23 protein-coding genes, 1 tRNA gene and 2 pseudogenes are annotated in these 26,955 nt (G+C 71.2%); 10 read left to right on the top strand and 16 right to left on the bottom strand.

The genetic code is table 11. From position 1 onward, the window contains the following. Positions 1–12 precede the first annotated feature (12 nt). Both IEX84_RS07015 and IEX84_RS07010 read right to left on the bottom strand, forming a co-directional pair. On the bottom strand, positions 13–1,329 hold the full coding sequence (locus IEX84_RS07015; RefSeq protein WP_188871281.1) for a hypothetical protein: 1,317 nt from the start codon (positions 1,327–1,329) through the stop codon (positions 13–15). Continuing rightward, complete coding sequence (locus IEX84_RS07010; RefSeq protein WP_188871279.1) at positions 1,326–2,471, bottom strand: LamG domain-containing protein; 1,146 nt, start codon at positions 2,469–2,471, stop codon at positions 1,326–1,328. Before IEX84_RS07010 ends, IEX84_RS07015 begins: the two co-directional genes overlap by 4 nt. Before the next feature lie 259 nt (positions 2,472–2,730). On the opposite strand from IEX84_RS07010, the gene IEX84_RS07005 reads away from it, so the two are divergent. After that, a complete protein-coding gene (locus IEX84_RS07005) occupies positions 2,731–3,735 on the top strand; it encodes a glycosyltransferase (protein WP_209590250.1) in 1,005 nt (334 codons plus the stop codon). 36 nt (positions 3,736–3,771) lie between these two features. Here the strand turns inward: IEX84_RS07005 and IEX84_RS07000 are convergent, their stop codons facing one another. The 6 genes and pseudogenes from IEX84_RS07000 to IEX84_RS06975 all read right to left on the bottom strand — a co-directional run bounded on the left by IEX84_RS07000 (position 3,772) and on the right by IEX84_RS06975 (position 11,023). Further along, positions 3,772–4,458 carry a response regulator gene (locus tag IEX84_RS07000; RefSeq protein ID WP_188871276.1) on the bottom strand — a complete coding sequence of 229 codons (687 nt, stop codon included), beginning with the start codon at positions 4,456–4,458 and terminating at the stop codon, positions 3,772–3,774. Between the two features lie 7 nt (positions 4,459–4,465). Then, a complete protein-coding gene (locus tag IEX84_RS06995; RefSeq protein ID WP_229732330.1) occupies positions 4,466–5,509 on the bottom strand; it encodes a two-component system sensor histidine kinase NtrB in 1,044 nt (347 codons plus the stop codon). Positions 5,510–5,628: 119 nt separating this feature from the next. Beyond that, positions 5,629–6,666 (bottom strand): zinc-dependent alcohol dehydrogenase family protein, encoded by a 1,038-nt coding sequence (locus tag IEX84_RS06990; protein WP_188871272.1) that lies wholly within the window; start codon positions 6,664–6,666, stop codon positions 5,629–5,631. 254 nt (positions 6,667–6,920) lie between these two features. Next, a pseudogene (locus IEX84_RS06985) lies at positions 6,921–7,640 on the bottom strand (helicase-related protein); the annotation flags it as partial. A 12-nt stretch (positions 7,641–7,652) separates the two neighbouring features. Next, positions 7,653–9,722, bottom strand: a pseudogene (locus tag IEX84_RS14570) (DEAD/DEAH box helicase family protein); the annotation flags it as partial. Between the two features lie 620 nt (positions 9,723–10,342). After that, complete coding sequence (locus tag IEX84_RS06975) at positions 10,343–11,023, bottom strand: ArsR/SmtB family transcription factor (protein WP_188871270.1); 681 nt, start codon at positions 11,021–11,023, stop codon at positions 10,343–10,345. Between the two features lie 166 nt (positions 11,024–11,189). Between IEX84_RS06975 and IEX84_RS06970 the strand changes: the two genes are divergently transcribed. From IEX84_RS06970 to IEX84_RS06955, 4 genes are all read left to right on the top strand, one after another. Next, positions 11,190–11,876, top strand: a complete 687-nt coding sequence (locus tag IEX84_RS06970) for a DUF47 family protein (RefSeq protein WP_188871268.1) — start codon at positions 11,190–11,192, stop codon at positions 11,874–11,876. A gap of 273 nt (positions 11,877–12,149) precedes the next feature. Continuing rightward, a complete protein-coding gene (locus tag IEX84_RS06965; protein ID WP_188871266.1) occupies positions 12,150–12,926 on the top strand; it encodes a helix-turn-helix transcriptional regulator in 777 nt (258 codons plus the stop codon). Positions 12,927–13,063: 137 nt separating this feature from the next. Further along, positions 13,064–14,218 carry a thiolase family protein gene (locus IEX84_RS06960; protein ID WP_188871264.1) on the top strand — a complete coding sequence of 385 codons (1,155 nt, stop codon included), beginning with the start codon at positions 13,064–13,066 and terminating at the stop codon, positions 14,216–14,218. After that, on the top strand, positions 14,215–14,583 hold the full coding sequence (locus tag IEX84_RS06955) for a Zn-ribbon domain-containing OB-fold protein (protein ID WP_188871262.1): 369 nt from the start codon (positions 14,215–14,217) through the stop codon (positions 14,581–14,583). The genes IEX84_RS06960 and IEX84_RS06955 overlap by 4 nt, the downstream gene beginning before the upstream one ends. A 37-nt stretch (positions 14,584–14,620) precedes the next feature. Here the strand turns inward: IEX84_RS06955 and IEX84_RS06950 are convergent, their stop codons facing one another. The 4 genes from IEX84_RS06950 to IEX84_RS06935 all read right to left on the bottom strand — a co-directional run bounded on the left by IEX84_RS06950 (position 14,621) and on the right by IEX84_RS06935 (position 17,697). Continuing rightward, complete coding sequence (locus IEX84_RS06950) at positions 14,621–15,352, bottom strand: DUF7547 family protein (RefSeq protein WP_188871260.1); 732 nt, start codon at positions 15,350–15,352, stop codon at positions 14,621–14,623. A 49-nt stretch (positions 15,353–15,401) separates the two neighbouring features. Further along, positions 15,402–16,508, bottom strand: coding sequence for an NADH:flavin oxidoreductase/NADH oxidase (locus IEX84_RS06945; RefSeq protein ID WP_188871259.1), 1,107 nt, complete (start codon positions 16,506–16,508; stop codon positions 15,402–15,404). A gap of 76 nt (positions 16,509–16,584) precedes the next feature. Beyond that, on the bottom strand, positions 16,585–16,878 hold the full coding sequence (locus tag IEX84_RS06940; RefSeq protein ID WP_188871256.1) for a hypothetical protein: 294 nt from the start codon (positions 16,876–16,878) through the stop codon (positions 16,585–16,587). 45 nt (positions 16,879–16,923) lie between these two features. After that, positions 16,924–17,697, bottom strand: coding sequence for a carbon-nitrogen hydrolase family protein (locus tag IEX84_RS06935; protein WP_188871254.1), 774 nt, complete (start codon positions 17,695–17,697; stop codon positions 16,924–16,926). Between the two features lie 93 nt (positions 17,698–17,790). Between IEX84_RS06935 and IEX84_RS06930 the strand changes: the two genes are divergently transcribed. After that, positions 17,791–19,347 carry a uracil-xanthine permease family protein gene (locus IEX84_RS06930; RefSeq protein WP_188871252.1) on the top strand — a complete coding sequence of 519 codons (1,557 nt, stop codon included), beginning with the start codon at positions 17,791–17,793 and terminating at the stop codon, positions 19,345–19,347. A gap of 66 nt (positions 19,348–19,413) precedes the next feature. Here IEX84_RS06930 and IEX84_RS06925 read toward each other — a convergent pair whose 3' ends face one another. Further along, complete coding sequence (locus IEX84_RS06925; RefSeq protein ID WP_188871250.1) at positions 19,414–20,244, bottom strand: ZIP family metal transporter; 831 nt, start codon at positions 20,242–20,244, stop codon at positions 19,414–19,416. Between the two features lie 161 nt (positions 20,245–20,405). Here IEX84_RS06925 and IEX84_RS06920 point away from each other — a divergent pair, with 161 nt between their 5' ends. The 3 genes from IEX84_RS06920 to IEX84_RS06910 are packed head-to-tail and all read left to right on the top strand — an operon-like array spanning position 20,406 to position 22,793. Continuing rightward, positions 20,406–21,308 carry a DUF7544 domain-containing protein gene (locus IEX84_RS06920; protein ID WP_188871247.1) on the top strand — a complete coding sequence of 301 codons (903 nt, stop codon included), beginning with the start codon at positions 20,406–20,408 and terminating at the stop codon, positions 21,306–21,308. A 42-nt stretch (positions 21,309–21,350) separates the two neighbouring features. Next, positions 21,351–22,478: a pyridoxal phosphate-dependent aminotransferase gene (locus IEX84_RS06915; RefSeq protein WP_188871245.1), complete on the top strand. Its 1,128-nt coding sequence runs from the start codon at positions 21,351–21,353 to the stop codon at positions 22,476–22,478. A 24-nt stretch (positions 22,479–22,502) separates the two neighbouring features. After that, entirely contained in the window at positions 22,503–22,793 is a 291-nt protein-coding gene (locus tag IEX84_RS06910) for a PRC-barrel domain-containing protein (protein ID WP_188871243.1), read from the top strand. Here the strand turns inward: IEX84_RS06910 and IEX84_RS06905 are convergent. Continuing rightward, positions 22,790–24,253: a DHH family phosphoesterase gene (locus IEX84_RS06905; protein ID WP_188871241.1), complete on the bottom strand. Its 1,464-nt coding sequence runs from the start codon at positions 24,251–24,253 to the stop codon at positions 22,790–22,792. The two genes, IEX84_RS06910 and IEX84_RS06905, sit on opposite strands and share 4 nt — an antisense overlap. A 140-nt stretch (positions 24,254–24,393) precedes the next feature. Between IEX84_RS06905 and IEX84_RS06900 the strand changes: the two genes are divergently transcribed. Further along, positions 24,394–24,467 (top strand) — tRNA-Lys (locus IEX84_RS06900). A 413-nt stretch (positions 24,468–24,880) separates the two neighbouring features. Here IEX84_RS06900 and IEX84_RS06895 read toward each other — a convergent pair. Next, on the bottom strand, positions 24,881–25,957 hold the full coding sequence (locus tag IEX84_RS06895; protein ID WP_188871239.1) for a methionine synthase: 1,077 nt from the start codon (positions 25,955–25,957) through the stop codon (positions 24,881–24,883). Beyond that, positions 25,954–26,955 carry a 5-methyltetrahydropteroyltriglutamate--homocysteine methyltransferase gene (locus IEX84_RS06890; protein WP_188871237.1) on the bottom strand — a complete coding sequence of 334 codons (1,002 nt, stop codon included), beginning with the start codon at positions 26,953–26,955 and terminating at the stop codon, positions 25,954–25,956. Before IEX84_RS06890 ends, IEX84_RS06895 begins: the two co-directional genes overlap by 4 nt.

Raw genomic sequence — 26,955 nt, 5'->3', positions numbered from 1 at the left:
CGCCGACGCCGCTCACCCCACGGCGGTGCCGGCCTCGCCGAGCGCGCGCAGGCCGCCCGTCGCGCCGTCGCCGTGCGTGACGTCGACGTCCGCCACCGTCCCCCAGTAGAACGACGGGCGCGCGGCGTCGGGCGCGGACGCGAGGTTCACGACGGACGCACCGAGGCTCCCGCCGAGCCCGAAGTACGGCCCGAGGACCTTCGCCGCGGGCGCGTTGGCGTTGTACGGGTCGTAGCCGAGTTCGTAGACGTACCGCGTCGCGCCCGTAATGTGCTTCACGTTCCCGACCTGGGCGACGCCGTGGCCGAGCAGGCGGACGATGGCGTCCGGCGTCGAGCGGAGTTCGGTGGGCTCCCAGTGGACGCTCTCGACGCGGAGCTGGGCGTCCCACGTCTGGTGGAGCGCCGTCCCCGCCGAGCCGCCCATCGTGAGGTAGTCGATGGTCTGCGTGCCCCCGCGCGTGAAGAACACCGTCGTGTTCTGCCCGCTCGTGTCCGCGACCGGGTAGGCCGCGATGGTGCCGAACCAGTTCGCCGGCCCGTACCACGAGCGGAACTCGAAGAGGCCGTCCTCGGCCCCCGCGTCGCAGTCGTATATCGTCAGCTCCTCGTGGCGACATTGGAACGGCCCCACGCCCTGGTCGACGCGGTAGACGCTGTTCGTCCACCCCCAGAGGACGAGGCGGCCGACGCGGAGGTTCTGCGTGTCGCCGTTCACGTGGTGGATGGCGACGCCGGAGTCGACGCCGGGCCCCGGGCCGTTCAGCGCGAAGCCGTCGAGTTGCGCGTGGTCGACGCCGCCCGCCTCGTCGAAGACGATGCCGTCGACGCCCGCGGGCGTGATGGCGACCTTCGAGACGTCCGGGCCGAACCCGACGATTTCGGCGTTGCTCGGGACGCTGATGGTCCCGGCCTCCGTGATCGTCGTCGGCGGGAGCCTGACGGTGCCGCCGCCGCTCGCCGCGAGGCGGTCGAGCGCGTCCTGCACCGGCGTGTCGGTCGACGCGGGGTCGATGGTCTCGGGTGCGGCGAGTTGGCGCGCGAGCACCACGAGGTTCCCCTTCACGAGGGCCTCGGTGACGCCACCGCCGCCCGCCGCGTCGCCGGAGAGCGACCCGAGGGGGCTCCACGCGGAGCCGTCGCCGAGGTAGACCCGGCCGGTGTCCGTCGCGAGGAACTTCGCGCCGGCCTTCGGCGCGTAGTTCGTCCGGTTCGCGTCCGTATCGCGGACCTCGACGTCGGTGTCGAAGGCCTCGAAGTTCTCGTTCAGCGGTACGTGCCAGTCCGTCGCGCCCGCCGCGGGCGTGTTGTAGCCGTGGTTCTCGGTCATGATTGGGTGGGGACGCCGCCGTAGCCGCCGGCGCCGTACCCCTGGTTACCGTACTCGTCGTCGGCCGTCGACGTCGTCGTGGTCGGCTCCGCAGCCGTCGTAGTCGTGGTCGTCGGCGTCGTAGTCGTGGTCGTCGGCGTCGTAGTCGGCGTAGTCGTGGTCGACGTCGTGGTAGTGGTGGGCGTCGTGGTGGTGGGCGTCGTGGTGGTGGGCGTCGACGTCGTGGTCGTAGTCGTTGTCGTAGTCGTCGTCGACTCACCGCCGTCGTCGACCGTCGACGTCCCCTCGTAGAGCGCCCGGACGGCCTCGGCGTCGAGGGCGACGTCGTAGAGCCGCACGTCGTCGACGGAGCCCGCGATGTCGTAGACCGTCGTCCACGCGTTGTGGCCGTGGCCGATGTGGAGCGGGCTGTCGTCGCCGACGACCGAACCAGACTGGCTCTCGTCGCGCCCGACCTCCGCGCCGTCGTAGTAGAGGACGAGCGCGTCCCCGTCCCAGGTGACGAGAAGGTGGTGCCACGCGCCGTCGTGCGCGTCGAAGTCCCGCCAGGGGTTGACGAACGCCCGCCCGGACTCGACGCCGAGTTTCGCGCGGAACGCCCGGTTCGCCTGGACGTCGAGGACGTACCCCGAGCCCCGCACGTGGTCCGTGGCCTTCTGGACGAGCGTCTGCTCGGTGTCGTCCGCGCTCGTGCGGAACCACGCCGAGAGCGTCAGCGCCTCGCGCGGCACGAGCGCCGGGTCGTGGGGCACCGTCGCGTAGTGCCCGTCGCGCCGCCGGCAGTTCAGCGCGCCCGCACCCCGCGGGCCGGCGACGCCGAGCACGGGGTTGCCGACGAGCGTCCCGTCGGTGTCGCCCGCGGCGTCGCGGACGACGCGCCCGCGCTCCTCGTCGAGCGTCCAGTGCGCGACCGGCGCGGGGAGCGAGACGGCCGCCGTCGCGTCCCCGAGACCGGCGAGGAGCGCGGGCGAAATCCGGACCGCACCGCCGCCGTAGCCGTACGCGACCGCCTCGGCGTCGAGCGGCGCGGCGCTCGCGCTCCCCGTCGCGGGGCCCGCGAGCGGCGTCACGGCCGCGACGCCGGCGAGTTTCAGCCAGTCGCGTCTGGTGAGTCCGTCGACCGGTTCACGATCTCCGTTCATCACCACTCTATTCGACGTCCGTCGATATATAGGTGCGCTAGAGGGACGTGAGCGCTCTCCGCACGGTCGTGTCTATTCCGCTCGGAACGCCATTTTCGATGGGGAGAAGAGAGAAAACGCTCGTTTTGGGGTCGTTCTGCCGGTCCGAACGACTCCCGTACCGCCGTACGGCACGCCGTCGTCGCCGAAATGTGTTCGACACCTGTCGTTCTCACGACGTCCCGCACAGTTATTCCGGCGAGCGACGTAGCGCGGTGCGATGACGGAACGCGACCCGGGGGCGGCCGCACCGACCGTGAGCGCCATCGTCGTGACGTACGACTCGGCCGACACCGTCGCGGAGACGCTGGCGTCGCTCGCCCGGCAGACCTACCCCGACGAGCGCTACGAGGTCGTCGTCGTCGACGGCGGGTCGACGGACGGCACGCGCGACGTCGTCGAGGAGTTCGACGCCCGCCTCGTGACCGCGGACGGCGCGGGAATCGGCGCGTGTCGCAACCGCGGCGTCGAGGCGACCGAGAGCGACTACGTCGCGTTCACCGACTCGGACTGCCGGGTGCCCCCGACGTGGCTCGCCGACCACGTCGCGCGCCTCGACGCGTACGCGGACGACCCCGACGTCGTCGGCGTCGGCGGGCCGAACGTCGCCTTCGAGGACGACCCGGCGTTCGCGCGCGTCGTCGGGAGCCTCCAGCGCACTGCCTTCGGCTCCGGCGGCAGCCCCCAATCGCGCGCCATCGACGACGTCCGCCTCGTGCGCTCCGTCGCCGCCTGCAACGTCTGCTACCGGCGCGACGTCTTCGACGACTACCGCTACGACGACGCCGTCAACGTCGGCGAGGACGCCGAGTTCCACTACCGCCTCGCCCGCGACGGCCATCGGTTCTGCTACGACCCCGCCATCGTCGTTCGTCACCACCTCACGCCGACGCTCCGCGAGTTCGCGCGCAAGAGCCGGTCGTACGGGAACGCGATGGCGCGCATCCAGTGTCGCCACCGCCGGCTCGTCCGGTGGTACTCGCCGCTCCCGACGCTCGCGCTCCTCGGCGGTAGCGCGGCCGCGCTCCGCGATCTCGCTCGCGGGCCGCGTTACGTCCCCGCGCTCTGCCTCGCCTTCCTCCCCGTCGCCGCGCTCGTGACACGGGCCGTCTCAGGTGAGGAGCGCTCGCCGCTCGCGCTGCTCGCGCCGCTGCTCCTCGTCGTCCAGTACGTCGCGTACGGCGTTGGGTTCGCGGAGGGTCTCGCGGCGTCGATACGGCCGTGAGAACGCGCGTGTGGCGGGAGGTGACCCGCCGCCGGTTCAGCCGTCGGCGGAGCCAGGCGTACCCGCGCCGGGTTCCGCGCCGCCGTCGAGTTCGCGGAAGAGCGCGTCGAGTTGGTCGGGGTCCATCCGGCCCATCAGTTCGTTCATCCGCTCCTCCTGCTCGTCGAGTTGGTCGAGGAGCGACGCGTACTCGTCGCTCGCGTCGAGTTCGGAGCGGGTCTTCTCGGACTCCAGGGTCGCGCGTTTCTCCGAGAGCGCGAAGTACGTCCGGATGGCCTCGTCGTAGTCGCTCACCGAGAGCAGCCGGTCCACCGTCTCTCGGAGTTGTTCGCGCCCGACGGGCTTCTTGAGGTAGTCGTCGAACGGCATGTCGACGATGTCGAAGTCGGGGTCGACGCCGGTCACCATCGCCACGCGACAGCCGTACTCTTCCTCGCGGATGCGTTCGAGCACCTCGTCGCCGGAGAGCCCCGGCATCTGGCGGTCGAGGAGGACGACGTCGACGGATTCGTCGAGGCGCTCGAAGGCCTCCTCGCCGCTGTTGGCGGTGCGGACCGCGTAGTCGTCGCCGAGCCAGAGCGCGAACGCCTGCGGGATGCGCTCCTCGTCGTCGACGACGAGGACGACCGGCTTTTCGGTATCGTCCTCGTCCGCTGCGTCGGGACCTCCGTCGGTGCGGAGGCGAGCGGTACCGAACGGGAGCGAAGGGTCTGCGGTGTTCATGGGCGTATCAGGACATCACCACGTCGTGGAACTCGAAGCGAGCGCCGCGCTCGCCGTTCGTCGCCGTGACCGACCAGCCGTGGGCGTCGGCTATCTGTTCGACGATGGAGAGCCCGAACCCGGTCCCCGAGTCACTCGTCGTGAAGCCGTACTCGAAGAGGTCGTCTATCGTGTCCTCGGGGAACCCCGGGCCGTCGTCCTCGACGTAGAAGCCGTCTTCGAGCAGGCCGACGCGGACCGTCACGTCGTCTCCCCCGTGCTCGATGGCGTTCCGGAAGAGGTTCTGGAGCAGCGTCTCGAAACGCTCGCGGTCGGCCTTCACCGCGAGCAGGTCGCCGTCGACGTCGAGCGTCGCCGCGTCCGTCCCGGCGTTCCCCCACGCGTCCTCGACGACGCGTTCGAGCGGGACGCGCGCCGTGTCGCCGATGCTCTTGCCCTGCTTGGCGAGCGTCAGGACGTCCTCGATGAGGTCGTCCATGCGGTCGAGCGTGTCGTCGAGGTCCGCGAGCAACTCGTCGCCCTCGTCGTACTGGGCCTCGAGGATGGCGACGTCCGCCTTCGCCGCCTGCAGCGGGTCGCGCAGGTCGTGGCTGACGATGGAGGCGAAGCGCTCCAGCTGCTCGTTCTGCCGCTGGAGTTCGTTCTCGCGTTCGACGCGCTCCGTGATGTCGCGCATGATGCCCGAGAAGACCCGATCCCCCTCGTAGCGGTGCTCCTCGAACGTTATCGAGAGTTGGACCTCGTGGCCGTCCTTGTGCTCGGCGGGCAGTTCGATGTTCTGCCAGTCGAGCGTCCGCTCGCCCGTCTGGATGTACTCCTCGATGGCCGCGTGGTGGGCGTCGCGGAAGCGCTCGGGCATGATCTTCGTCAGCGGCTCGCCGACGAGCTCGTCGGGTTCGTAGCCGAAGACCCGCTCGACCGACCGGTTGGCGAAGAGGATTCGGCTCTGCTCGTCGATGGAGACTATCGCGTCCGAGCCGTTCTCGACCAACACTTCGAAGAAATCCTTGTCGAGGACACCGGGCTCGACGTTCCCGCTCTCGTCGAACACGGGTGACTCGACGCTTTCGTCGGCGTCGGACGACGGTCCTGATGATGACATGGGGGGCTAGTTACCGACAGGTTTCACCCGCCACGCGGATAGCTATTGTGGTCCCCCAACGAGGCCGCTCACACCTTCACGAGGACCTTCACGGCGTCGCGCTCGTCCATCGCCCGGTACCCCTCCGGGACGCCGTCGAGGTCGACGGTCTTCGTGAATATCGGCGACGGGTCGAGCGTCCCCTGCAGGACGTCCGCGAGCAGGTCGTCGACGTACTGCCGCACGGGCGCGACGCCGCCGCGGAGCGCGACGTTCTTCCCGAACGCGTCGCCGAGGAACGCCGCCTCCTCGACGCCCGCGGGGACGCCGACGAACCCGACCGTCCCGCCCGGGCGCGCGACGTCGAACGCCGTGTCCATCGAGGACTCCGCGCCGACGCATTCGAGGACGTGGTTCGCGCCGCCGTACGTCAGCTCCTTCGCCCGCTCGACGGCCTCCTCGCCCCGCGCCGCGACCGTCTCCGTCGCGCCGAACTGCTCCGCGATCTCCAGTCTGTTCTCGTGGTGCCCCATGGCTATCACGCGCTCCGCGCCGAGGCGTTTGGCCGCGAGCACGCCACAGAGGCCGACCGCGCCGTCGCCGACCACGACCGCCGTATCGCCCGCCTCCACACCCGCGCTCACCGCCGCGTGGTGGCCCGTGCACATGACGTCCGTGAGCGGGAGAACCGCCTCCAGGACGTCCTCGTCGTCCGCGTAGCGCTCCGGAATCCGAACGAGCGTCCCGTCCGCGTAGGGCGCGCGGACCTTCTCGCCCTGCGCGCCGTCGTGCTCGCCGCCCCAGCCCTCGTCCTCGACGCAGGACGTGTAGAGCCCCTTCCGGCAGAACTCGCACTCGCCACAGGAGATGGCGAACGGCGCGAGCACCCGGTCGCCCGGTCGGAGATGCGTCACGTCGTCACCCACCGCCTCGACGACGCCCATCGGCTCGTGGCCGACGCGCCCCGGCGTCGGGTAGTCGCGTTGGCCCCGGTAGAACCAGAGGTCCGACCCGCAGACCGCCGTGTGCGTGATACGCACGACCGCGTCCGTCGGCTCCTCTATCTCCGGGTCCGGCACTTCCTCCACGCGGATGTCGCCCTCGCCGTGGTAGACGGCTGCGTCCATGGTCGTGAGTCACCCGGCCGGGGGAAAAAGCCACCCACCGCGGCGGACGACGCCGCGACGCCGCTCGCGTGTCGCTATCGCTCGCCGTTTTGCGGTGACTCGCTAGCGCCGCTCACGGGTCGCTCCCGCTCCCCGTTCGCTCGTCCCGTGACGGCTCGCTATTGCTCGCCGCCACGTGCGCCTCCGCGCCGCTCGCGTGTCGTTCGCGCCCGCTCACTCCCGCTCGCCATTCCGCGGAGACTCGCTAGCGCTACTCACGGGTCGCTCCCGCTCCCCGTTCGCTCGTTTCGGGGGCCCTCACTACCGTTCGGCCCCCCGCTCGTCTCCGCGTCCGCCTCCCGAACCCGCGCGCCCTTCTCCGCGAGGTGGCGCGTCTGGTTCCGCGCGAAGTCCTCCTCCTCGGTGCCGCGCGTGGCGAGCACGTAGACGAGCGCGCGCCCCGCCGGCCGCATCGTCCGCCCCGCGCGCTGTGCGCCCTGCCGGCGCGACCCTCCGAGCCCCGAGGCGACGATGGCGAGCTCGGCGTCCGGAAGGTCGATGCCCTCGTCGGCGACGCGTGAGACGAGCAGCGTGTCGCGTTCGCCCGCGCGGAACTCGTGGAAGAGCCGTTCGCGGTGCGAGTGGGGCGTATCGCCGCTGACGAACGGAATCGAGAGCGCGTCGCTCAGCGCCTCGCCCTGGTCGAGGTAGTCGACGAAGAGCAGCGTCTTCGCGTCCGGGTGCGCGTCGAGGATCGCGCGCACCTCGTCTACCTTCGCGGGGTTCGACGCCGCGAGCATCCGGCGCTCGTGGCCGTCCGCGCTCGCGTACTCGTAGCGGTGCTCGTCGTCCGCCCACGGGACGAACCGTATCTCGACTTCGGGCTCCTGAACGAACCCCGCCTCGAAGAGCGCCTCCCAGTCCGTCCCGATGGGCGGCCCGATGAGCGTGTAGATATCCGCCTCGCGGTCGTCCCCCCGGACTGGTGTAGCGGAGTTGTGACAGAAGAGGTGGTTCCCGAGGAAGTTCTCGTGTTCCGTCGAGACGTCGTAGACGTACTCCTCGCCGTCGACTTCCGTCACGGACTCGACGTCGAGCATCGCAACGTCAGTCTCGGCGAGCCAGTCGGCGTCGATACCGCTACGCGCGGAGATCGTTCGAAGCTCGTCGTCGTTCAACCGCACCCGGTCCGAGAGCCCGGAAGTGAGCTGTCCGCCGTCAGCCGCCCGAGACGGGTCGCGCGGGAGTCCCTCGTACGCATCCGAGAGCGTCTCCGTGAACGGCGTGAGTGAGAGCCGTCCACCGTTTTGCACGTTCTTGGGGTTGAACCGGACGAGGTTGTTCGTCACCGTGTCGTGCTCTCCCTCTCGGACGCCGACGTCGCAGTCACGGCGGTAGACGCCGCCCACGTACCCGAGCTCCGCGAGGATCAGGTTCAATCCCTGCGCGAGGCGGTCACTCGACGTCGAAATCGTGACCATCTCACGGCCCCGTTCGCGCGTCGCGCGGTGTCCGTCACCGAGCACGACGCCCTCGAGGAACGGCTCGTACGCGTCCGGGTTCGAGAGAACCATCGGTGGCACGTGCTTCTCGCGCGCGCCGTTCGAGAGCCCGATCCTCTCGAGGATTCGTAGGAGGACGCCGGAGACGCGTAGCGTCGTACAGTTCTCACCGTTCGCCACCGAGTTGATGTCGGCTTCGGGGCAGACCGCGCGGATGACGTCGCGGAACGCGTCTACCTCCGAGGTCTGCGCAGAGTCCTCCGCATAGAATTCGACGCGATGGTCGTCGATGGCGCCGTCCGCGACGAAGAGCCCGACGAGACGGGCGAACGCCTCGGTCGAGACCACCGGCGGAACGTACGTCCGACGGCCGTGCACGTAGACGCCCTTCACGAACTCGCGCTCGAAGTCGATCTCCCGTGCGACGTCGAGCGGGAGGTAGCGTCGTGACTTCCAGCGATAGCGTGCCTTGTTGTCGCCGACGTTGCGCTCGTACAGCGCGTCGAACGCCGACGTCGGCGCGTCCTCGTTCACGAGCACGTACCCCTCATCGAGCAGTCCCATGATGTCCACGGTACTGGTGTCGGTATCGTCGGTCGACTCCGCGGACGCGACCGCGTCGGGGAGAGTAGACGGTTGGAGGAGAAAGTCGTCGTCGCCAAGGTCGCCCGGGAGCTTACTCGTGATCGCCATCTCGTCGCCGTCGAAGACGATGAGCGAGTGATCCTCGGTGACGGTGACCTCCCGCCCGTTCCGCGCGCGGACGCGATAGAGCGGTCCATCGTGCGCGTGGCGCATTACCGACGTCAGCGGCGTCCACTCGACTGCGCCGTCCTCGGTGACGGCCAGCGTTTCGAGGTCCGAGACGGACGCGACGCCGACGTCGTCACCGAGATATTCGGACGCGAGGGACTCGATACGCCGCATCTCGACGCCCGTCTCGGAGCGTATCGGAACGACAGTGTCCCCATCGACCGATAATCCGAGTCGAGCCGACGCCTGCAAGTCCGCCGTACGGCGGAAGACGTCGCCCGGGATGTGGTGGGCCTCGTCGTAGACGACGAGCCCCCAGCGCTTCTCGTCGAAGAGCCGACGGTGACGCTCCATCCCCGCCGAGGAGTAGGTGGCGACGGTGACGGGGCCGATCTCCTTCACGCCGCCGTGGTACTCGGCGACGTCGCCCTGCCCGAGCGTGGTGTATTCGAGGAGGCTGTCGCGCCACTGGCCGACGAGTTCGCGCCCGGGGACGAGTATCAGCGTCTCGCGGCCGATCTCGTCCATCACGCCGAGGGCGGCGACGGTCTTGCCGCTCCCCGGCGGACCGACGAGCACGCCGGAGCCCGACTCGACGAAGCGTTTGACCCAGCCGCGCTGGTAGTCGCGCAGGGAGAGCCGGAGGTCGATGTCGATTTCGGCCCCCTCGTCGAGCGTCCGGTCGTCCTGCACGGGGTAGCCCGCCTCGTAGAGGTCGCGCTTGACGGTGGCGACGGCCTCCGCGGCCACCCACGCCTCCGTGTCGGTGATCGGCGCGCGAATCGTCCCCTCCGAGAGGTGTTGCTCCGCGACGTTCCCCATCATCTCCGGCGATGAGGCCTCCAGGACGACGTACCCCTCCTCGTGCGTGTAGAGGCGGAACTGGCGGGCGCGACGCCACTGGTCGGTGACGAACTCCTCCAAGGTGGGATAGCGGTCGCCGAGCGCCTGCCGGAGCGTGCGCCGGAGGGACTCGACGTCGTCGTGGGGCGCGCCCCAGACGTCTTCCTCGCGCACGCGGTAGCGGTAGGCGTTCTCGCCCGTCGTGTCGGTGAGCGTGGCGAACTGCGCGAGCTGCGCGCGCGTGAACTGCGTGGGCTGGTCGACGACGACCTCGCGGTGCTCCGGGAAGACGACGACGCGCTCGCGCTCCGTCGTCCGCGCCCAGTCCGTCGGGAACCACACGACGGGGTCGTTCGAGACGTCGACGCGCTGGACGGCCGCGTCGTCGTCCGCGAGACGGTCGAGCGCGTCGCTCGCCTCCGCCTGCGTCCAGTCGAGGACGCCCGCGAGGCGACCGGCGGTCACGACCGGGCGGCCGACGGACTCCAGGGCGTCGTAGAAGGCGTCGAGGGAGAGCGTCGGGTCGGCTTCGTCGTCTGTCACTGGGGGACGGTAGGCGACTCGGCTTGAAACGGTTTGCGTCGTCGACCAATCGACGCTCAGTCCCGGCGGCGCACCCGGACGTACCAGAGCGCGAGGGCGACGCAGAGGACGCAGAGGCCGCCGAGGAAGAACGCGACGCCGGGTTCGGCGAGGAGCGCGAGCGGGCCGTGGCCGCCGTCGGCGCCGGCCGCGGTCGTCGTCGTGCGTTCGGCGCTCATCGTGCTGAAGCCGCCGCCGCCGTCGCTCGGCGTCGCGGCCCCGCCGGATTCGCCGGCCGAGCCGAACGTCGGGAGGAGCGAGCCGGGCGCGAGGAGGGCTTGGACGACGAGCGCGCCGAGGCCGACGGCGACGACGCCGCCCAAGAACCGCTTGAGGGCGGCGAACGCGCCGGTCTTCTGGTCGTCGTTGCCGGCGAAGACGACGACGGCGTCGTTCGCGGGCGCGTACACCTTCATCTCGGTGCCACGCTCCGAGTACCAGGTGTCGGCCACGGTGACGAGGCCGGCGTCGCCGAGGTTGTCGAGGTGATACCGCGCGTTCTGGAGGGACGTGTCGACGTCGTCCGCGAGGTCGGAGGCGGGGCGGGGGTCGTCGTAGACCGCGGCGAGGATGCGCCGAGCGGTGCGCGAACCGAGGGCGTCGAAGACCTCGTCCGCGGCGTCCTCGTCGATCCCGACGAGTCGGGGGCTCCCCGCGTCCGCCTCGACGTCGGTGCGGAACGGGAACAGGCTACCCATCGTCAGGAAGGAGGGGGTGCGGGGGACAAATACGTTCGCGTCGGCGCGCGACGGCACGCGACGGCGCGGCGGCCGCGACGCGCCGGCACGCCCGGTGGACGAGGCTATATAGGCCTACGGTCCGGTCATAGCAACCCGTTTCTACCCGTAGCCGACCCGCTCACGTATGGTGGGAGATCACGTCGAGGGCGACGCCGGCACCGACACCGACGCCGACCTCGCCGACGCCGTGTCGGCGTTCTGTGAGGGGGTCCGCGACTGCACCGCACACCTGCCGGTCGCCGTCGCGGCCTACGGCGACGGGGAAACCGGGACGTTCCACGAGAGCGCCGCGGCGGCGGCCGCGACCGAATCCGCGTGCGACGACCGGGCGCGCGACGTCCGCGACGGCCTCGTGGCGCTCGACCCGGCGCTCACCGGCGTCTACCTCCGGGCGCGCGACCTGCTCGAACTCCTCAGCCGAATCGACGCCGTGGCGAACGCCGTCGAGGACGCCCTCGCCGCGCTGGCCGCGATGGAGCCGGACGTCGAGGGCGTCGCCGAGACCCTCGTCTCGCTCGCGGACCGCGCGGCCGAGTGCGCCGCGCGGCTCTGCGACGCCGTCGAGGGGTACGTCGCGGCGCTCTGCGACGACCGCCGCCCGAGCGTCGAACACGGCGACCTCGACGCGGTCCGCGACCTCGAGGACCGCTGCGACGACCTGAAGCGGCCGGCGCTCGCCGCGGCGTTCGCCCCCGGGCTCTCCGTCAACGGGCTCGCGCTCCGCGAGGTCGTGCTCGCGCTCGACGCGGTGCCGAACGCCGTCGAGGACGCCGCCGACCACTTCTCGTTCGTCGTCGCCGCGACGGTCTGAGTGGACGAGAGCGCGGCGCTCGCGCTCGACGCGGCGGGTGACGAGACGGCGAGAAGCGACGAGAGGACCGGGGTTCCGTCGCGTCGGTGGAGGGCCGAAGCGGACCGGCGGTCGGCGTCGCGGGGTCGGGGGCGTCCGTGGATGCGACGTGGAGCCAGTTAGCGTTACGGCGTGCACGACCGTGCACGGCGTGCACACCCCGCCGTCCGCTTGCGACTTCGCGTCGCCGCGGATGGCGAGGATTGATAGCGGCCACTCGCCTTACGGTCGCCCATGGACGCGACCGAGGCCGCGCGGTTCGTCTTCGGGTCGCCGAACCGCCTCGCCGTTCTGCGCGCGCTCCGCGAGACGCCGGGGCGACCGGGGGACGTCGCCGAGCGCGTGGACGTCTCGCGGGCGACGGCACAGCGCTGTCTCCGCGACTGCGCCGAGCGGGGGTGGGTCGAGCGCGCCGACGGCGACTACCGGCCCACGGCGACCGGCGCGCGCGTCGTCCGGGTCTGCGACGCCCTGCTCACGGACCTCGACGCCATCGACGCGGCGGCGGCGCTGCTCGACGACCTCCCGTGCTTCGACTCGCCGCTCCCGCTCGGGCCGCTCGCCGACGCCGAGCTGGTGGTCTCGACGCCCGAGCAACCGCATCGGGCCGCTCGCGCGTTCGCCGAGCGCATCGACGAGAGCGACGCGGACCACTACGACTGCCTCTCGCCGATGATGACGCGCCTCCACATCGACGCCTTCGACGCGCGACTCGACGACGGCGCGAGCGTCGAGCTCGTCTGTCCGGCGTCGGTCGTCGACGCCGAGCGCGAGGTGCGACCGGAGAACGTCGCGCGCTCGCTCGCCCTCCCCTCGTTCGACCTCTACGTCCATCCGGAGCGCTTCGAGTACGCGCTCACCGTGACGGACGAGGAGGTGTTCGTCGCCACCGTCGGGCGCTCGCGGGCGATGCGGGCGGTCGCGTGGACGGCCGACGACGACCTCCGCGAGTGGGCGCGCGAGCGCTACGCGGCCGAGAAGCGCGCGGCCGAGCGCGTCGAGGCGGAGTGAGGACGCTCCGGTTGCGCCGGGCTCGTCCCCGGCCGCGAACGCGCCGGCGAGACGCCCCCACCAGCGTGCGCTCGGGGACGTCCGGCGGGTCGAAGCGGGACGGAACCCTCAAGGGCCGCCTCCGTGAGTGGGCGAGTATGGATCGGGTAGCCGTCATCGGCGCGTCGATGACCCAGTTCGGGCAGCGCGACGCCTGGGTCCGCGAGCTGCTCGCGGAGGCCGGCGAGGACTGCCTCGCCGACGCGGGCGTCGCCGCGGACGAGTTGGACCACCTCTACGTCTCGAACATGGCGAGCGGCGAGTTCGAGGGCCAGACCGGCGTCCCGAACGCCCTCGCGCACGACCTCGGGGCGCTCGGCGCGTACACGCAGCGCGTCGACCAGACGAGCGCCTCGGGCGGCGCGGGCGTCTACGCCGCCTGGCAGTCCGTGGCGTCGGGCGCGAGCAACCTCACGATGCTCGTCGGCGGCGAGAAGATGACCCACCGCTCGACGGCCGAGGCGACGGACGTCATCGCCTCGCTGACGCACCCCGCCGAGTACAAACACGGCGTCACGCTCCCGAGTTTCGCGGGGATGACCGCGCGACACTACTTGGAGACGTACGACGCGCCCCGCGAGTCGCTCGCGGACGTGGCGGTGAAGAACCACCGCAACGGCGTCGACAACCCCCACGCGCAGTTCCGCACGGAGGTCGACCGGGAGACCGTCCTCGAATCGCCGGTCGTCGCCGACCCGCTTCGCCTCTACGACTTCTGTCCCATCACCGACGGGAGCGCCGCGCTCCTCCTCTGCCCGGAGTCCGTCGCGAGCGAGTACACGGACGACTACTCCGTCGTCTCCGGTATCGGCGGCGCGACGGACACCCACGTCGTCCACGAGCGCGACGACCCGACCGTGATGGGCGGCGTCGTCGACTCCTCGGAGACCGCGTACGAGATGAGCGGCCGCGGCCCCGACGACGTGGACGTCGCCGAACTCCACGACATGTTCACCATCCTCGAAGTCCTCCAGCTGGAGGACCTCGGCTTCTTCGAGAAGGGCGAGGGGTGGCACGCGGCCCGCGAGGGCGTCACGGCGCGCGACGGCGACCTCCCCATCAACACCTCGGGGGGGCTCAAGTCGAAGGGCCACCCGCTCGGCGCGAGCGGCGTCGCGCAGGTGTACGAGGTCCACCGGCAGGTCACCGACGACGCCGGGGACCGGCAGGTCGATGCGGACGTCGGCCTCGCCTGCAACGTCGGCGGCTTCGGGAACTGCGTCACGACCACCATCGTGGAGGGCGCAAAATGAGCTTCGACGCCTATCGCTGCGAGAACGGCCACGTCACGTACCCCGGCCACACCGTCTGCCCGGAGTGCGGCGCGGCGCAGACGGAGACCGTCGACCTCACGGACGCGACGGGGACGCTCGTCACGTGGACGACGAGCACGGCGACGCCGCCGGGCGTCCGCGAACCCAACCACCTCGGCATCGTCGAGTTCGACGTCGCGGGCGGGACGGTGCGCGCGCTCGGCCAACTCACCACGGGCGACGTCGAGAGCGGCGACCCGATGACGCCCGTCTACTGCGAGGAGCTCCGCGACCCCGACGCCGGCATCCGCGAGCCCGAGAGTCAGTCGTGGGACGGCTATCGGTTCGCGCCCGCGGAGGAGTAGCGCGAACGGCACCGACCGCGACGTCCCGGCCGTCGCCTCAGACGCCGTCGCCCTCGTCGTCAGTGTCGTCCGCAGTCTCGTCGCTATCGCCCTCGTCAGTACCGTCGTCGTACTCGTCGCGCAACTGATCGAGTTCGTCCTCGACGCGCTCGGCGCGACGCTCGCGCTCGTCTTCTTCCTCGTTCTCGCCGTCACGTTCGGACCCGTCGGTGACCGGAATCCCGGTTCGTGAACGCTCCGCCTCGTCGCCAGGCTCGCCGGTCGCACGCGCGTCCCGTCCCTCCCGTGCCTCGCGCGCCGCGTCGACTTCGGATTCGAGGTCGGCGGTGAGCGCGCGAGCGTCCTCCAGCAGGTCGCGGGCCGCGGCGTCCGCGGGGAGCGCGTCGCCCGAGACGGCGGCGCGGAGGTCGGTGAGCGCGGCGTCGAGCCTGTCGAGGGTCTCGCGGCCGGGGGCCGACGGGGCGTCGGCGCTCTCGCCGGCCGTCCGTCCGGGCTCGACGAGGCGGAGCGCGGCGCGGAGCGCTTCGAGCGCGCGCTTCTGGGCGTCGAGGAACGCGACGGTCGCCGGGATGGCGTCGTCGACGGCGAAGCGGAGGAGGTCGCGCGGCGTCGGCGGGCGCGGGACGACGGTACCGCGGTGGGCGTCGCGGGCGCGGCGCCGCGACGAGTGCGAGCGCGCGGCCGCTCGCGCCGCGCGGAGGTCCGCGACGGCGGCTTCGAGGGCGTCGACGCGCGCCGCGAGGTCGTCGTCGGCCGTGTCGTCGGGCATACGCGTAGGGAGGGACGGCCGAACGGATAGGGCTACCGCCGCCGCAGCCTCAGAGGCGCTCGGTGAAGCCGCGCGCGTACTGGACCGGCACGTCGACCTCGTCCGCGTAGCCGAGCTCGTGGGCGGCGTGGAGGCCGAAGTAGGGGTCGCGGAGGAACTCGCGGCCGACGATGACGAGGTCCGCGCGGTCGTTGCGCACGATGGCCTCGCCCTGCTCGGGCGTGGTGACGCCGCCGACGGTCCCCACGGCGATGTCGCTCTCCGCGTTCTCGCGGACGTGCTCGGCGAGCGCGAGCTGGTAGTTCGGGCCCGCCCAGTCGGGGAAGGCGTCGGGGCTGATTCCGCCGGAGGAGACGTCGATGAGGTCCGCACCGGCCTCGTGGAGGAGGTCGGCGAGGCGCGCGGACTGCTCGACCGTCCACGACTCCGTGTCTTCGCGCCAGTCCGTCCCGGAGAGGCGAACGAGCACGGGCTTCTCGTCCGGCCAGACCTCGCGGACGGCCTCGGTGACCTCGCGGACGAGGCGCGCGCGGTTCTCGAAGCTCCCGCCGTACTCGTCGTCGCGGTCGTTCGTGACGGGCGAGAGGAACTCGTGGAGGAGGTAGCCGTGCGCGCCGTGGACCTCCGCGACCTCGAAGCCGGCGTCGAGGGCGTGCTCGGCCCCCTCGCGGAAGGCGTCGATCACGTCCGCGATGTCGTCGGCGTCCATCGCGCGCGTCGGCGGGGCCTCCTCGTCGTAGGGCCACGGCTCGTCGCTCGGTGCGACGACCTCCCAGCCGCCCTCGTCGGGCTGGAGGGGCTCGCTCCCCTCCCACGGCCGGGTCTTCGAGGCCTTCCGGCCGGCGTGGGCGAGCTGGATGCCGGGGACCGCGCCCTGGCTCTTGACGAACTCTGTCGTCTCCTTCAGCGCCTCTGCGTGCTCCTCGCTCCAGATGCCGAGGTCCTCGGGCGTGATGCGCCCGCGGGGCTCGACCGCCGTCGCCTCACTCAACACGAGGCCCGCGCCGCCGACGGCGCGCGACCCGAGGTGGACGTGGTGCCACGGCGTGGCGAGGCCGTCGCGGTCCTCGACGGAGTACTGGCACATCGGGGAGACGGTGAGCCGGTTCGGAATCTCCGTCTCGCGGAGCGTGAGGGAATCGAAGAGATGCGTCATCGCACGAGGCTAGTCGCGGACCGCGAAAAGGGTCGGCGGACGCGGGGGCGATTGCCGCCATCCGCCCGACGCCGCGTTACTCGTCGTCGAGGTGGGCCTCGACGGGGTCCGTCCCGTCTCCGGCGTCATCGTCCCCGTCGTCGCCGTCACCGTCTGCGTCGGCGGCGTCGCTTCCCTCGACGTCGTCTCCCCCGTCGTCGCCGTCGCCGTCGGGCGCGCCGTGGCGTTCGACCTCGATCTCGACTTCGACCGTCGCGCCCCCGACCTCCAGTTCGGCCTCGGCCTCGCTGGACGATCCGAGTTCGACTTCGAGTTCGTCCCGGTCGACTTCCACTTCGACTTCCACCTCGACGTCGACGTCGTCGCTCATACCCGGACGCACGGACCGGCCTCACTACGTGCTTACGGCCGCGCCTCACCGCTCTCGTTGCGCGACGCTTCCGACGAGGGCGCGCTGATCCGCGAGGACCGCCGGGTCGAGCGGGGCGACGAGGTCGCGTTCGTCCCACCCGAGGCGCGCGCGGACCGCCCCGTCGGGGCGCACGACGGCCGAACGACCCGCGTACACGCCGGGGTCGCCGAGCGTCCGCTCGCCCGTCCGGCCGCAGCCGACGACCCAGCGGACGCCGTCGAGGGCGCGGGCGCGCAGGAGGAGGTCCCAGTTCGCCGCGTGCGGGGCCGGCCACGCGCCCGGGACGAACAGGGCGTCGGTGTCGGCGTCGACGAGCGCCGCGCTCTCGTGGACGAAGTTGAGGTCGTAGCAGGTGAGGAGCCCCGTCCGGCCGACCGGCGTCTCGACGACGGTCCGCTCGTCGCCCGCGTCGAGGACGGCGCGCTCGTCCGCCCACAGGTGGCGTTTGCGGTAGTGCGTCCGCTCGCCGTCGGGCGCGAGGTACGCGAGCGTGTTGTAGCGCGCGTCGCCGGCGTCCTCGACGAACCCGACGAGGGCGGCGACGTCGGCGCTCGCCGCGGCGTCGGCGACGGCGGCGAGTTCGGGGCCGTCGCGTGCGAGCGCCGCGTCCGCGAGGCGGTCGTCCGCGACGAACCCCGTGAGGGCGTACTCGGGGAAGACGGCGACGTCGGCGCGCTCGTCGAGACCGGCGAGGCGCGCGCGGACGGTGGCGACGTTCGCCGCGGGGTCGCAGTCGGCGAGCGCGCACTGGCAGGCGGCGACGGTGGGGTCGGACACGTCGGGGCGGAGGCGGCGCGCCGACAAAGCCCTGACCCACGAACCGACACAACACGCTTAAGCGGCGGCGCGGGCACCGATGTGGTGGTACGCATGGCAGGAGACACGAACCCGGAGACGCCCCCCGAAGGGTTGGCGGGCGAACCCGGGACCGAGTCGGTCGAACGGTCCGACGACGTCGAGTACGGCGTCGACGAGCGGCCGCCGACGGGGGAGTCGGTGCTGCTCGGCCTCCAGCACTATCTCACGATGGTCGGCGCGAACATCGCCGTCCCGCTCGCCCTCGCGGGCGCGATGGGGATGCCCTCGGAGTATCAGCCGCTCTATATCGGGACGTTCTTCGTCGTCTCCGGGGTCGGCACGCTCCTCCAGACGGTGGTCGGGAACCGCTACCCGATCGTGCAGGGGGCGACGTTCTCGATGCTCGCGCCCGCCATCGCCATCATCGGCTTCGTCGGCACCGGCCCGGGGCAGTGGCAACAGGCCATCGTGGCCCTCCAGGGCGCGATAATCGTCGGCGGTATCGTCGAGATGGCCTTCGGCTACTTCGGCGTCATGGGGTGGCTCAAGCAGTACCTCTCCCCGGTCGTCATCGCGCCCACCATCGCGCTCATCGGCCTCTCGCTGTTCAGCGCCCCGCAGGTCACGATGGCGGGACAGGCGTGGTGGCTCGTCGGCCTCACCGTCGTCCTCATCGTCCTCTTCAGCCAGTATCTCGACACCTCCCACCGCGTCTTCCGGCTCTACCCCGTCCTCCTCGGAATCGTCGCCGCGTGGGCAATCGCCACCGCCCTCTCGGTCGTCGGCATCATCCCGAGCGGCTCCGCCGCGTTCGTCGACCTCTCGACCGTGGCGAACGCGAGTCTCGTGCAGGTCCCGATGCCGCTCCAGTGGGGGACGCCGACCTTCCAGACGTCCTTCATCATCGGGATGTTCGCGGGCGTCCTCGCCTCCATGATCGAGTCCTTCGGCGACTACCACGCCGTCGCGCGTCTCGCCGGCGAGCGCGCGCCCTCCGCGCGCCGCATCAACCACGGCATCGGCACCGAGGGGCTCGCCACCCTCTTCGCGGGCATCATGGGCACCGGGAACGGCTCGACGTCCTACTCCGAGAACATCGGCGCGATCGGTCTCACCGGCGTCGCCTCCCGCTACGTCATCCAGATCGGCGCCGTCCTGATGCTCCTCGTCGGCTTCGTCGGCTACTTCGGCGCGCTCGTCACCACCATCCCCGACCCGATCATCGGCGGCCTCTACATCGCCATGTTCGGCCAGATAGCCGCCGTCGGGCTCTCGAACCTCAAACACGTCGACCTCGACAGTTCGCGGAACGCCTTCATCGTCGGGCTCGCGCTCTTCTGCGGGCTCGCCATCCCCGCCTACATGGGCAACGTCGAGAGCGCGAGCGCCTTCCAGGCCGGCATGGCGAGTACGCCGGTCCTCGGGCCGCTCCTCGGCGCCCAGGCCGTCTCCGACACCGTCTACGTCGTCGGCGGGACGGGGATGGCCGTCGGCGGCCTCATCGCGTTCGTCCTCGACAACACCGTCGCGGGTACCCGCGAGGAGCGCGGCCTCGACGAGTGGGACCAGCTCACCGAAGAGGACGAGGCGTTCGACTCCGCCGCCGACCGCTACCTGAAGGGCGACTGACCGGCAGGCGACGCGCGGCCCCGTTCTCTTCTGCGTCGCGCGCTCGTCGACGCCGGCCGCACCGCCTCAGACGAAGAGCAACGGGAGCATGACGGCGACGCCGGCCGCGACGCCGGCCGCGAGCTCCCGGTAGCCGTTCCCGTCGAGGTCCCGGCCGGCTTCCAGGGCTTCGGGGACGAACTCGGTGAGGACGAGGTAGACCATCGCCCCGGCGGCGAAGCCGTAGCCGAACGGGAGGAAGTCGTACGCCCACGTGACGAACCCGAAGGCGACGACGGCGCCGATGGGCTGCGGGAGACTGGAGAAGACCGCCGCGCCGACCATCCGCCACTTCGAGACGCCCATCGCCTTGAGCGGGATGGAGACGGCCAGGCCCTCCGGGACGTTGTGGACGCTGATGGCGACCGTCATCACGACCGCGAGGAGCGGGACGGAGAGGCCGAAGAGGGGGACGCCGCCCCGGAGCCCCATCTCGGCGAAGGAGACGCCGACGGCGACGCCCTCGGGGAAGGAGTGGACGGTGAGGACGCCGAGGATGAGCGCGAGTTTCTTCGCGTCGCCCTCGGCGACGGCCTCGGGGTCGAGGTGCGCGTCGTGGTCGTGGTCGCCGACGTCGACGCGCTCCAGGACGGCGTTCGAGACGACGACGAGGGCGACGCCGACGACGACGCCGACGGCGAGGACCGTCGGGAGGCCGGTCGTGAGGGCGAGCCCCTCGCGGAGGAGCCCGAAGCCGGACGCGGAGAGCATGATGCCCGAGGCGAGCCCCCAGAGGGCGACGGTCCACCGCTCGGGGACGTCCGCGACGACGAAAAACGGGAACGCCCCGAGTCCCGTGGCGAAACAGGTGACGAGACCGGCGACGAAGACGAACGCGTAGGCCGCGAGGACGTCCATACCTACGCGGTGCTTGCACTCGCGCCCACTTACGTTTGGCCGTATAGAAACATATCTTTCGGTTCACCTAAATCGGAGTGCGCCGACGTCCCCGGTCCCGCCGCGCCGTCGCCCGCCCCGGTGGTCGTCGTCTTTTTCCCCCGTCGCATCCAGGTCCGGGTATGTCGTGGTACGCCGTCGAGACGCTCCGCCGCGCGGCCGTCGAGACGCGCGAACTCCTCCGGCCCGTCCGCGCGGGCGTCTGGCTCCGCCTCGCCCTCCTCGCCGTCCTCGCCGGCGGGACGTCCGTCCGGCCGCCCGGCGTCGGTCTCGTGACGCTCCCGTTGAACGCCCTCGGCCTCCCGAGCGTGCCCGACCCGACGCTGGCACCCCGGACGCTCGCGTTCCTCGCGGTCGCCCTCGCTCTCGGGTTCGTCGCCTCCGTCTTCGAGTTCCTCCTCGTCGACTTCGTCGAGACGGACGGTGGGCTGCGCCGGTCGCTCGGCGCGCACGCCCGCGACGGGCTCCGGCTCTTCTGCTTCCGGTGCTGTCTCGTGGTGCTCGTCGTCGTGCCGCTCGGGGCGTTCGTCGCCGGCATCCTCGCCGCGGCGCGCGACGGCTCCGCGGTCGCCCTCGTGCTCACGGTCGTCTGCGTCCCCGTCGTGGGCGCGCTCGTCGTGGGCGCGCTCGCCGCCTCCGCGCTCACCACGTCGTTCGTCGTCCCGCTGATGGCCCACGGCGAGGCCGGCATCAGGTCGGGGTGGCGCACCCTCCGCCCCGCGCTCGCCGCCGCCCCCGACGAGTTCGGCGCCTATCTCGTCGTCCGGGCCTGCCTCGGCGTCGCGTACGTCGTCGCCGGGAGCATCGTCGCCGGCGCGTTCGCCCTCCCGTTCGCCCTCGCGTACGGCGCGACCGCTCTCGGCGGGCAGGCGGGCGCGCTCGCGGGCGTCGTCGCGCTCGCCATCGGGGCCGTCGGGGCCGCCTGCTACCTCGTCTGCCTCCGTGGGCCCGCGACCGCCTACCTCCGCTCGCACTCGCTGCTCGTCCTCGACCGCCTCGACGTCCCCTACGACTACCCGGCGTAGCGAGCGACAACGGCTTTGGGCGGCGGGCGTGAAGTCCCACGTATGTTCCCCCACATCGAGTATCTCGAGTGGCTCCAGGGTCGCCCCGACGTCGCCATGTACGACCTCGGTTCGAGCGACCTGCGCGGCGTCACGGAGACCCAAGAGCGCCCGGCGACCGTCCCGCCGGCCCTGGAGGGACGCTCGGACCCGCCCGTCGGCGCGACGCTCGAGATGCAGATCGCGGCCGAGTACGGCGTCGACCCCGAGTGCGTCCTCGTGACCGCGGGGGCGAGCCACGCGAACTTCCTCGCCATCGCCACCGCGCTCGACGCCGACCCGACGAGCGAGCGCGCGGACGAGCGCCAGCGCGCGCTCGTCGAGAAACCCGGCTACGAACCCCACCGACGGACGCCCGCGGCCTTCGACGCCGCCGTCGACCGGTTCCTCCGCGAGGACGACTATCGGCTCGTCCCCGAGCGCGTCGAGAAGGCGCTCACGGACGACACGAGCCTCGTCACCGTCACGAACCGCCACAACCCCAGCGGGCGACTCGCCGACCGCGAGACGCTCGCCGACGTCGCCGAACACGCGGGCGACTACGGCGCACGCCTGCTCGTCGACGAGGTGTACGCGCCGTTCGTCACCGACGACCAAGCGCGTACGGACGGCGCGCTCGGCGGCCCGACCGCCGCCGGCCTCAACGACACCGTCGTCACGGGGTCGCTCACGAAGTTCCTCGGCCTCGGCGACCTCCGCATCGGGTGGCTCGTCGCCGACGCCGACTTCGTCGAGCGCGCCCGCGAGGTCTCACACCACGTCCCCGGCGTCGCGGACGTCTCGCGGGCGTACGGGATGCGCGCGCTCCACCACGCCGACGACCTGCTCGCCGAACAGCGCGCCCTCCTCGCGGAGAACTCGGCGCTGCTCGCGGAGTTCCTCGCGGCGCGCGACGACGTCGAGGGGTTCGTCGCCGACGGCAGCACGTTCGCGTTCCTCGAACCGACGGGCGTCGACACCGACGACCTCGTCGAGCGCGCGTGGGAGAACGGCCTCCTACTCGCGCCCGGGCGGTTCTTCGACGACGACGCACGGGTCCGCATCAGCCTCGGGCGCGCCCCGACGGACATGGACGCCGCGCTCCGCGCGCTCGCGAGCCTGCTCGACGCGCCCGATAGCTCCAAGAGTTAAGAGGCGGCGTACCCACCAGCAGGTATGGACGACACACCGCAGGAGATAACGTCGCTCGTCGGCCGCGAGGTCTACTCGAACAACGGCGTCTTCGTCGGCGAAATCGAGGACATCCGTCTCGACCTCGACGCCGAGGTCGTCAACGGCCTCGCGCTCGGCGAACTCAACCCCGACCTGTTCGCGGACTACGACACCGGCCGACGCGGCGTCATCGTCCCCTACCGGTGGGTCCGGGCCGTCGGCGACGTCGTGCTCATCAACGACATCGTCGAGCGCCTCAAGTCGGACGACGAGGCCGAGCACGCGCTCGCTTAACTGCCGCCGTTCTGCGTCGCGGACGTCGCCTCCTGGTCGACGCCCATCGCGTCGAAGAGTTTGCGCTTCACCGCCTCCTCGGTCAACCCGAGGAGCGTCTCGCGGTTCTCCTCGGACGTCTCGATTCCCGTGAAGATTCCGAGCGGAATCTCCGCCGACCCCTGCGTCGAGTGTCCGCCCGCCTCGCCGATGTCGTGGAAGGCGTCCTGCAGGACTTTGCCGATGTTCATGCGGATGTCCTTCGAACGCGCCGCGAGGTAGATGGTGTCGTCGACGATGCCGAACACCGCGGTCGTCGTGATTCCCTCGAGGTTGAGGAGCTGTTGGGCGGCCTGCGCGAGCGCGTCCCGGTCCCGGATGAACCCCGCGTCGCTGACGAGGTGGCTCCCCTGCACGTCGCGGTTCGTGATGGCCTCCGCGAGCACGTCGAGCGTCTCCGGGCTCATGTTCGGCGACTCGACTTGCTCCAGGACGTCGTGGTCCGCGAACGGGTAGAGATACGCGGCGGCCGTCAGGTCCGCGGGCGTCGTCTCCCGGCGGAAGTCCAGCGTCTCCGCGCGGATGCCGTAGAGGAGCGCCGTCGCCACCTCCTGGGAGACCGAGAGGTCGAACTCCTGGATGTACTTCGTGAGTATCGTGGAGGTCGCCGAAACGTTCGGGCGGACGTCGACGAACTCCGCGTCCACCTCGTCGTCGGCCTCGTAGTGGTCGATGAAGACGTCGATGGAGCCCTCGACCTGCATCTCGCCGGCCTTCGCGGGGTCGACGAGCGCGACGGTGTCGTAGTCGTCGATGTCCACGTCGTCGTACGGCGTCAACTCGATGTCGAGGAGATTGACGAACGCCCGGTTCTCCTGGTGGCCGATCTCGCCGAAGTAGAGGATGTCCGCGGCGACCCCGAGGTGGTCCGCGATGGACTGGAGCGCCGCCGCCGCCGCGATGGAGTCCGGGTCGGGGTTGTCGTGGGTGACGATGGCGAGTCGGTCCGTCGTCCCCTCGATGACCTCCGCGAGCTGGCGGGCCTTGTACTCCAGCTCGCCCGATTCGAGGGCGTGGAGCGCGGCGTCCGCGATGACCGAGGAGGGGTTGATGACGACGTCCGCGCCGAGCCCCGTGAGTTCGTCGCTCGACACGGGGTCGCTCGCGCGGACGACGAGGAACTGCTCGTCGTCGCGCCCGCGGATGTTCCGCACCGCGGCCTCGTTGGCCTCGACGTCCGAGGCCATCACGAGGACGACGTCGCGGTCGGCGACGAGCTCCGCGACCTCCTCGTCGCGGATGTCCGCGGCCTGCGCGTTCAGGTCCTGGTCGCGCAGCGCCTCGACCCGGGACTCGTCCCGGTCGACGATGAGCACGTCCTTCCCGCGCTCGACGAGTTCCTCGGCGACCGCGTGCCCGACGCTCCCGCATCCGAGGATCGCGTACGTCGACATGGACGAGATCGTAGCCCGGCTACTCATGACCGAACGCTACCGCGCGGCGTCACTTAACGCTCCCGACAGCGCGTGTGAACGCGTCGCAGGCCGACGTGCCAGCGCCACCCACGTCGCCCCCGGAAAGAAACTTATTTGACTACCCCGCGGTAAGTCGTGAATGCGTTGGGCCGGTAGCTCAGTTAGGCAGAGCGTCTGACTCTTAATCAGACGGTCGGGGGTTCAATTCCCTCCCGGCCCGTTTTCCTGCGAACAACGTGAGAAGTGAAGACGCCAAGAGGAGTTGAGCGAGCGAGTTACAGCCGAGCGACGCGAGGAGCGACGCGTCGCGTGTCGTCGAATCTGGTTCCGATGGCGTGTGCGCGACGCCGTCGCTCCCCGTGCTCGAAACGAGTCTCCGACGAGGTTCCGATGGCGACCCCTCCCCCCGAAGGGGCCACCGTCTGTCGGAGACGCCCGGCGGTAGTAGCCGGGGGTAAATAATTGTTACTCCACGGGCCGCCGCAAGGTCCAACTGTCCCGCGGCCCCACGGCCCCCTGTATGTCGGACTTCGAGACCTACGAGTGCGTGCACTGCGGTACGGCGTTCAAGGCGTACGAGGACTCGAACGCGGCGACGTCGGGCTACTGCTCCCCGGCGTGTCAGACGAGCGGCTAGGGTCGGTCGCTCGTCCGGAGCGCCGCGGCGTCGAGCTCGCCGCTGTCGAGGTCGGCCTCGACGTTGCGGGCGGCGCGGACCATGTTCTCGAGTTTCGCGTAGGCGGCCTCGCGCGGGAGTATCTTGAGCCCGCAGTCCGGGCTGACGGTGAGTTTCTCGGGCGGGACGACCGTCAGGCCCTCGCGGATGTTCGCCTCTATCTCCGCGACGGGTTCGACGGTCGGGGTGTGGGCGTCGACGACGCCGAGCGCGAGGTCGGGGGCGAAGTCGCCGTCCGCGAAGACGTCTATCTGCTCGTAGTCGCCGTTGGCGAGTTCGACGTCGAACTCGTCGATGGGGTAGTCGTTGATCGCGGGGTATATCTCGCCGTAGTCGCCGTAGCAGACGTGGAGGCAGACGCGGACGTCGTCGGGGATGCCGTCGACGATCCGTTCGAGGCACTCGCCGACGACGGCGTGGTCCTCCGGGGCGGTGGCGAGTGCGGGTTCGTCGAGCTGGACGTAGCGCGCGCCGGCCTCGACGAGGCGCGAGACCTCCTCGTTGATGAGGTCCGCGAGGGCGTACGTGAGCGCGGCGTCGTCGTCGTAGACCTCGTCGAAACTCCACGTGGCGAGGGTGTAGGGGCCGGTTATCGGCACCTTGACCGGCCGGTCGGCGACGCCGGCGGTGAACTCGTACTCCTCGCGGAGCCACGGTTCCTCGTACGTGACCTCGGAGACGACGCTGGGTTTGTCGAAGTAGTTGTGCCCCCACACCTTCACGGGGCCCTTGAACTCGTAGCCGCCGATGCGTCGGGCGAAGAACTCGACCATCTCCTCGCGGCGCATCTCGCCGTCGCAGACCGCGTCGAGGCCCGCGCGCTCGTGTTCGTCCGTGATGAGCCGGCTCGCGTCGTCGATGGCCTCTTGCCACTCGTCGTCGCCGACGGCGTCGCCGTCCGCCTCGTGGCGCTCGCGGACGTCCGTCAGCCACGCGGGCTTCGGGTAGGAGCCGACGACCGTCGTGAGGAGGAAGTGGTCGTGCGGGTGGTCGGCCGGCCGGAAGCGCTCGCGGCCGGCGACGCCGTCGCTCATTCGGCCACCTCCGCGCGCGCCGCCTCGACGCCCGCGGCGAGCGCGTCGAGTTTGTCCCCGAAGGCGTTCACGGGCAGGTAGAAGAGTTCGGTGTTCGGGGTCGCGTAGACGGTCTCGAAGTCGCTGACGGGGACGTTCTCGCGGAACCACGAGAGTCGGTCGGCGACGGTCCCGGGGCTCTCGATGCGTGTGTTCTGGCCGTCGACGACGCCGAGGGCGACCGAGTCGGCGGTGCCGTACTCCTGGACGAGGTAGACGCACTCCTCGTGGGCGTTCACGAGGTCGTAGCCGAGCGCGTCGACACCCGTGTCGAGGAGGTAGGCGTGGAGTCGCTCGCCGAGCGCGCCCCAGTAGGTGTGGAGGACGACGTCGGCGTCGACGGCGTCGTTCACGGCGTCGACGGCGTCCCGGACGCGCTCGTGGACGTCGTCGTCCGGCGGGTCCGTGACGAGGCTCGGGTCGAGGACGAAGACGGTCTCGACGGCGTCGGGGAAGGCGGCGACCTCGCCCGCGAGGAAGTCGGCGACGCCGTCGAGGAAGGACTCGAACGAGCCGTAGTGGTCGTCGCGCGCGAGGTCGCACAGCGTGTAGGGGCCGGGGACGACCGCCTGGAGGGGGTCGGTGAGGCGGGCGGCCGCCGAGAGGTCGGCGGCGAGGTCGCCGTCCTCGGTGAGCGGGCCGGTGACGACGGGTTCGCGGTAGAAGTTGTTGTTGTCGTAGTAGCGTACGACGTCGCCCGTGCGGACGTTCTCGTGGACGCAGAGCGGGTGGGCGAGCATGTCGTCCCAGCGGGCCTGGCCCTCGACGACGCGGTCGAGGCCGGCCTCGCGCTGGACGGCGACGAGGCGCTCGCGGGCGGCGTCGTAGGCCGCGGTCACGTCGGCGGACTCGTCCCCGTCGACGAGGCCGCCCTTCCCGCGGCCCTTGAGGTCGGCGAGACGCTCGCGCTGGGCGTCCGGCAGCGGGTAGAGCCCGGCCGTCGTCGCGGCGTGTTCCAT

This window comes from Halarchaeum rubridurum (genome assembly GCF_014647115.1).
Classification (GTDB): domain Archaea; phylum Halobacteriota; class Halobacteria; order Halobacteriales; family Halobacteriaceae; genus Halarchaeum; species Halarchaeum rubridurum.
The sequence above is the reverse complement of the archived record's forward strand: the minus strand, read 5'-3'. Positions and strand labels throughout refer to the sequence as shown.

What these genes read in the sequence shown, in the direction of transcription:
- IEX84_RS07000 (WP_188871276.1), bottom strand. Translation starts at nt 4,458, where the DNA reads ATGAACACCGCAGACCCTTCGCTCCCGTTCGGTACCGCTCGCCTCCGC.
- IEX84_RS06965 (WP_188871266.1), top strand. Translation starts at nt 12,150, where the DNA reads ATGGACGCGACCGAGGCCGCGCGGTTCGTCTTCGGGTCGCCGAACCGC.
- IEX84_RS06895 (WP_188871239.1), bottom strand. Translation starts at nt 25,957, where the DNA reads ATGAGCGACGGCGTCGCCGGCCGCGAGCGCTTCCGGCCGGCCGACCAC.
- IEX84_RS06945 (WP_188871259.1), bottom strand. Translation starts at nt 16,508, where the DNA reads ATGACGCATCTCTTCGATTCCCTCACGCTCCGCGAGACGGAGATTCCG.
- IEX84_RS06930 (WP_188871252.1), top strand. Translation starts at nt 17,791, where the DNA reads ATGGCAGGAGACACGAACCCGGAGACGCCCCCCGAAGGGTTGGCGGGC.
- IEX84_RS06990 (WP_188871272.1), bottom strand. Translation starts at nt 6,666, where the DNA reads ATGGACGCAGCCGTCTACCACGGCGAGGGCGACATCCGCGTGGAGGAA.
- IEX84_RS06905 (WP_188871241.1), bottom strand. Translation starts at nt 24,253, where the DNA reads ATGAGTAGCCGGGCTACGATCTCGTCCATGTCGACGTACGCGATCCTC.
- IEX84_RS07005 (WP_209590250.1), top strand. Translation starts at nt 2,731, where the DNA reads ATGACGGAACGCGACCCGGGGGCGGCCGCACCGACCGTGAGCGCCATC.
- IEX84_RS06915 (WP_188871245.1), top strand. Translation starts at nt 21,351, where the DNA reads ATGTTCCCCCACATCGAGTATCTCGAGTGGCTCCAGGGTCGCCCCGAC.
- IEX84_RS06920 (WP_188871247.1), top strand. Translation starts at nt 20,406, where the DNA reads ATGTCGTGGTACGCCGTCGAGACGCTCCGCCGCGCGGCCGTCGAGACG.
- IEX84_RS06975 (WP_188871270.1), bottom strand. Translation starts at nt 11,023, where the DNA reads ATGGGTAGCCTGTTCCCGTTCCGCACCGACGTCGAGGCGGACGCGGGG.
- IEX84_RS06950 (WP_188871260.1), bottom strand. Translation starts at nt 15,352, where the DNA reads ATGCCCGACGACACGGCCGACGACGACCTCGCGGCGCGCGTCGACGCC.
- IEX84_RS06925 (WP_188871250.1), bottom strand. Translation starts at nt 20,244, where the DNA reads ATGGACGTCCTCGCGGCCTACGCGTTCGTCTTCGTCGCCGGTCTCGTC.
- IEX84_RS07010 (WP_188871279.1), bottom strand. Translation starts at nt 2,471, where the DNA reads ATGAACGGAGATCGTGAACCGGTCGACGGACTCACCAGACGCGACTGG.
- IEX84_RS06955 (WP_188871262.1), top strand. Translation starts at nt 14,215, where the DNA reads ATGAGCTTCGACGCCTATCGCTGCGAGAACGGCCACGTCACGTACCCC.
- IEX84_RS06960 (WP_188871264.1), top strand. Translation starts at nt 13,064, where the DNA reads ATGGATCGGGTAGCCGTCATCGGCGCGTCGATGACCCAGTTCGGGCAG.
- IEX84_RS06910 (WP_188871243.1), top strand. Translation starts at nt 22,503, where the DNA reads ATGGACGACACACCGCAGGAGATAACGTCGCTCGTCGGCCGCGAGGTC.
- IEX84_RS06890 (WP_188871237.1), bottom strand. Translation starts at nt 26,955, where the DNA reads ATGGAACACGCCGCGACGACGGCCGGGCTCTACCCGCTGCCGGACGCC.
- IEX84_RS06940 (WP_188871256.1), bottom strand. Translation starts at nt 16,878, where the DNA reads ATGAGCGACGACGTCGACGTCGAGGTGGAAGTCGAAGTGGAAGTCGAC.
- IEX84_RS06970 (WP_188871268.1), top strand. Translation starts at nt 11,190, where the DNA reads ATGGTGGGAGATCACGTCGAGGGCGACGCCGGCACCGACACCGACGCC.
- IEX84_RS07015 (WP_188871281.1), bottom strand. Translation starts at nt 1,329, where the DNA reads ATGACCGAGAACCACGGCTACAACACGCCCGCGGCGGGCGCGACGGAC.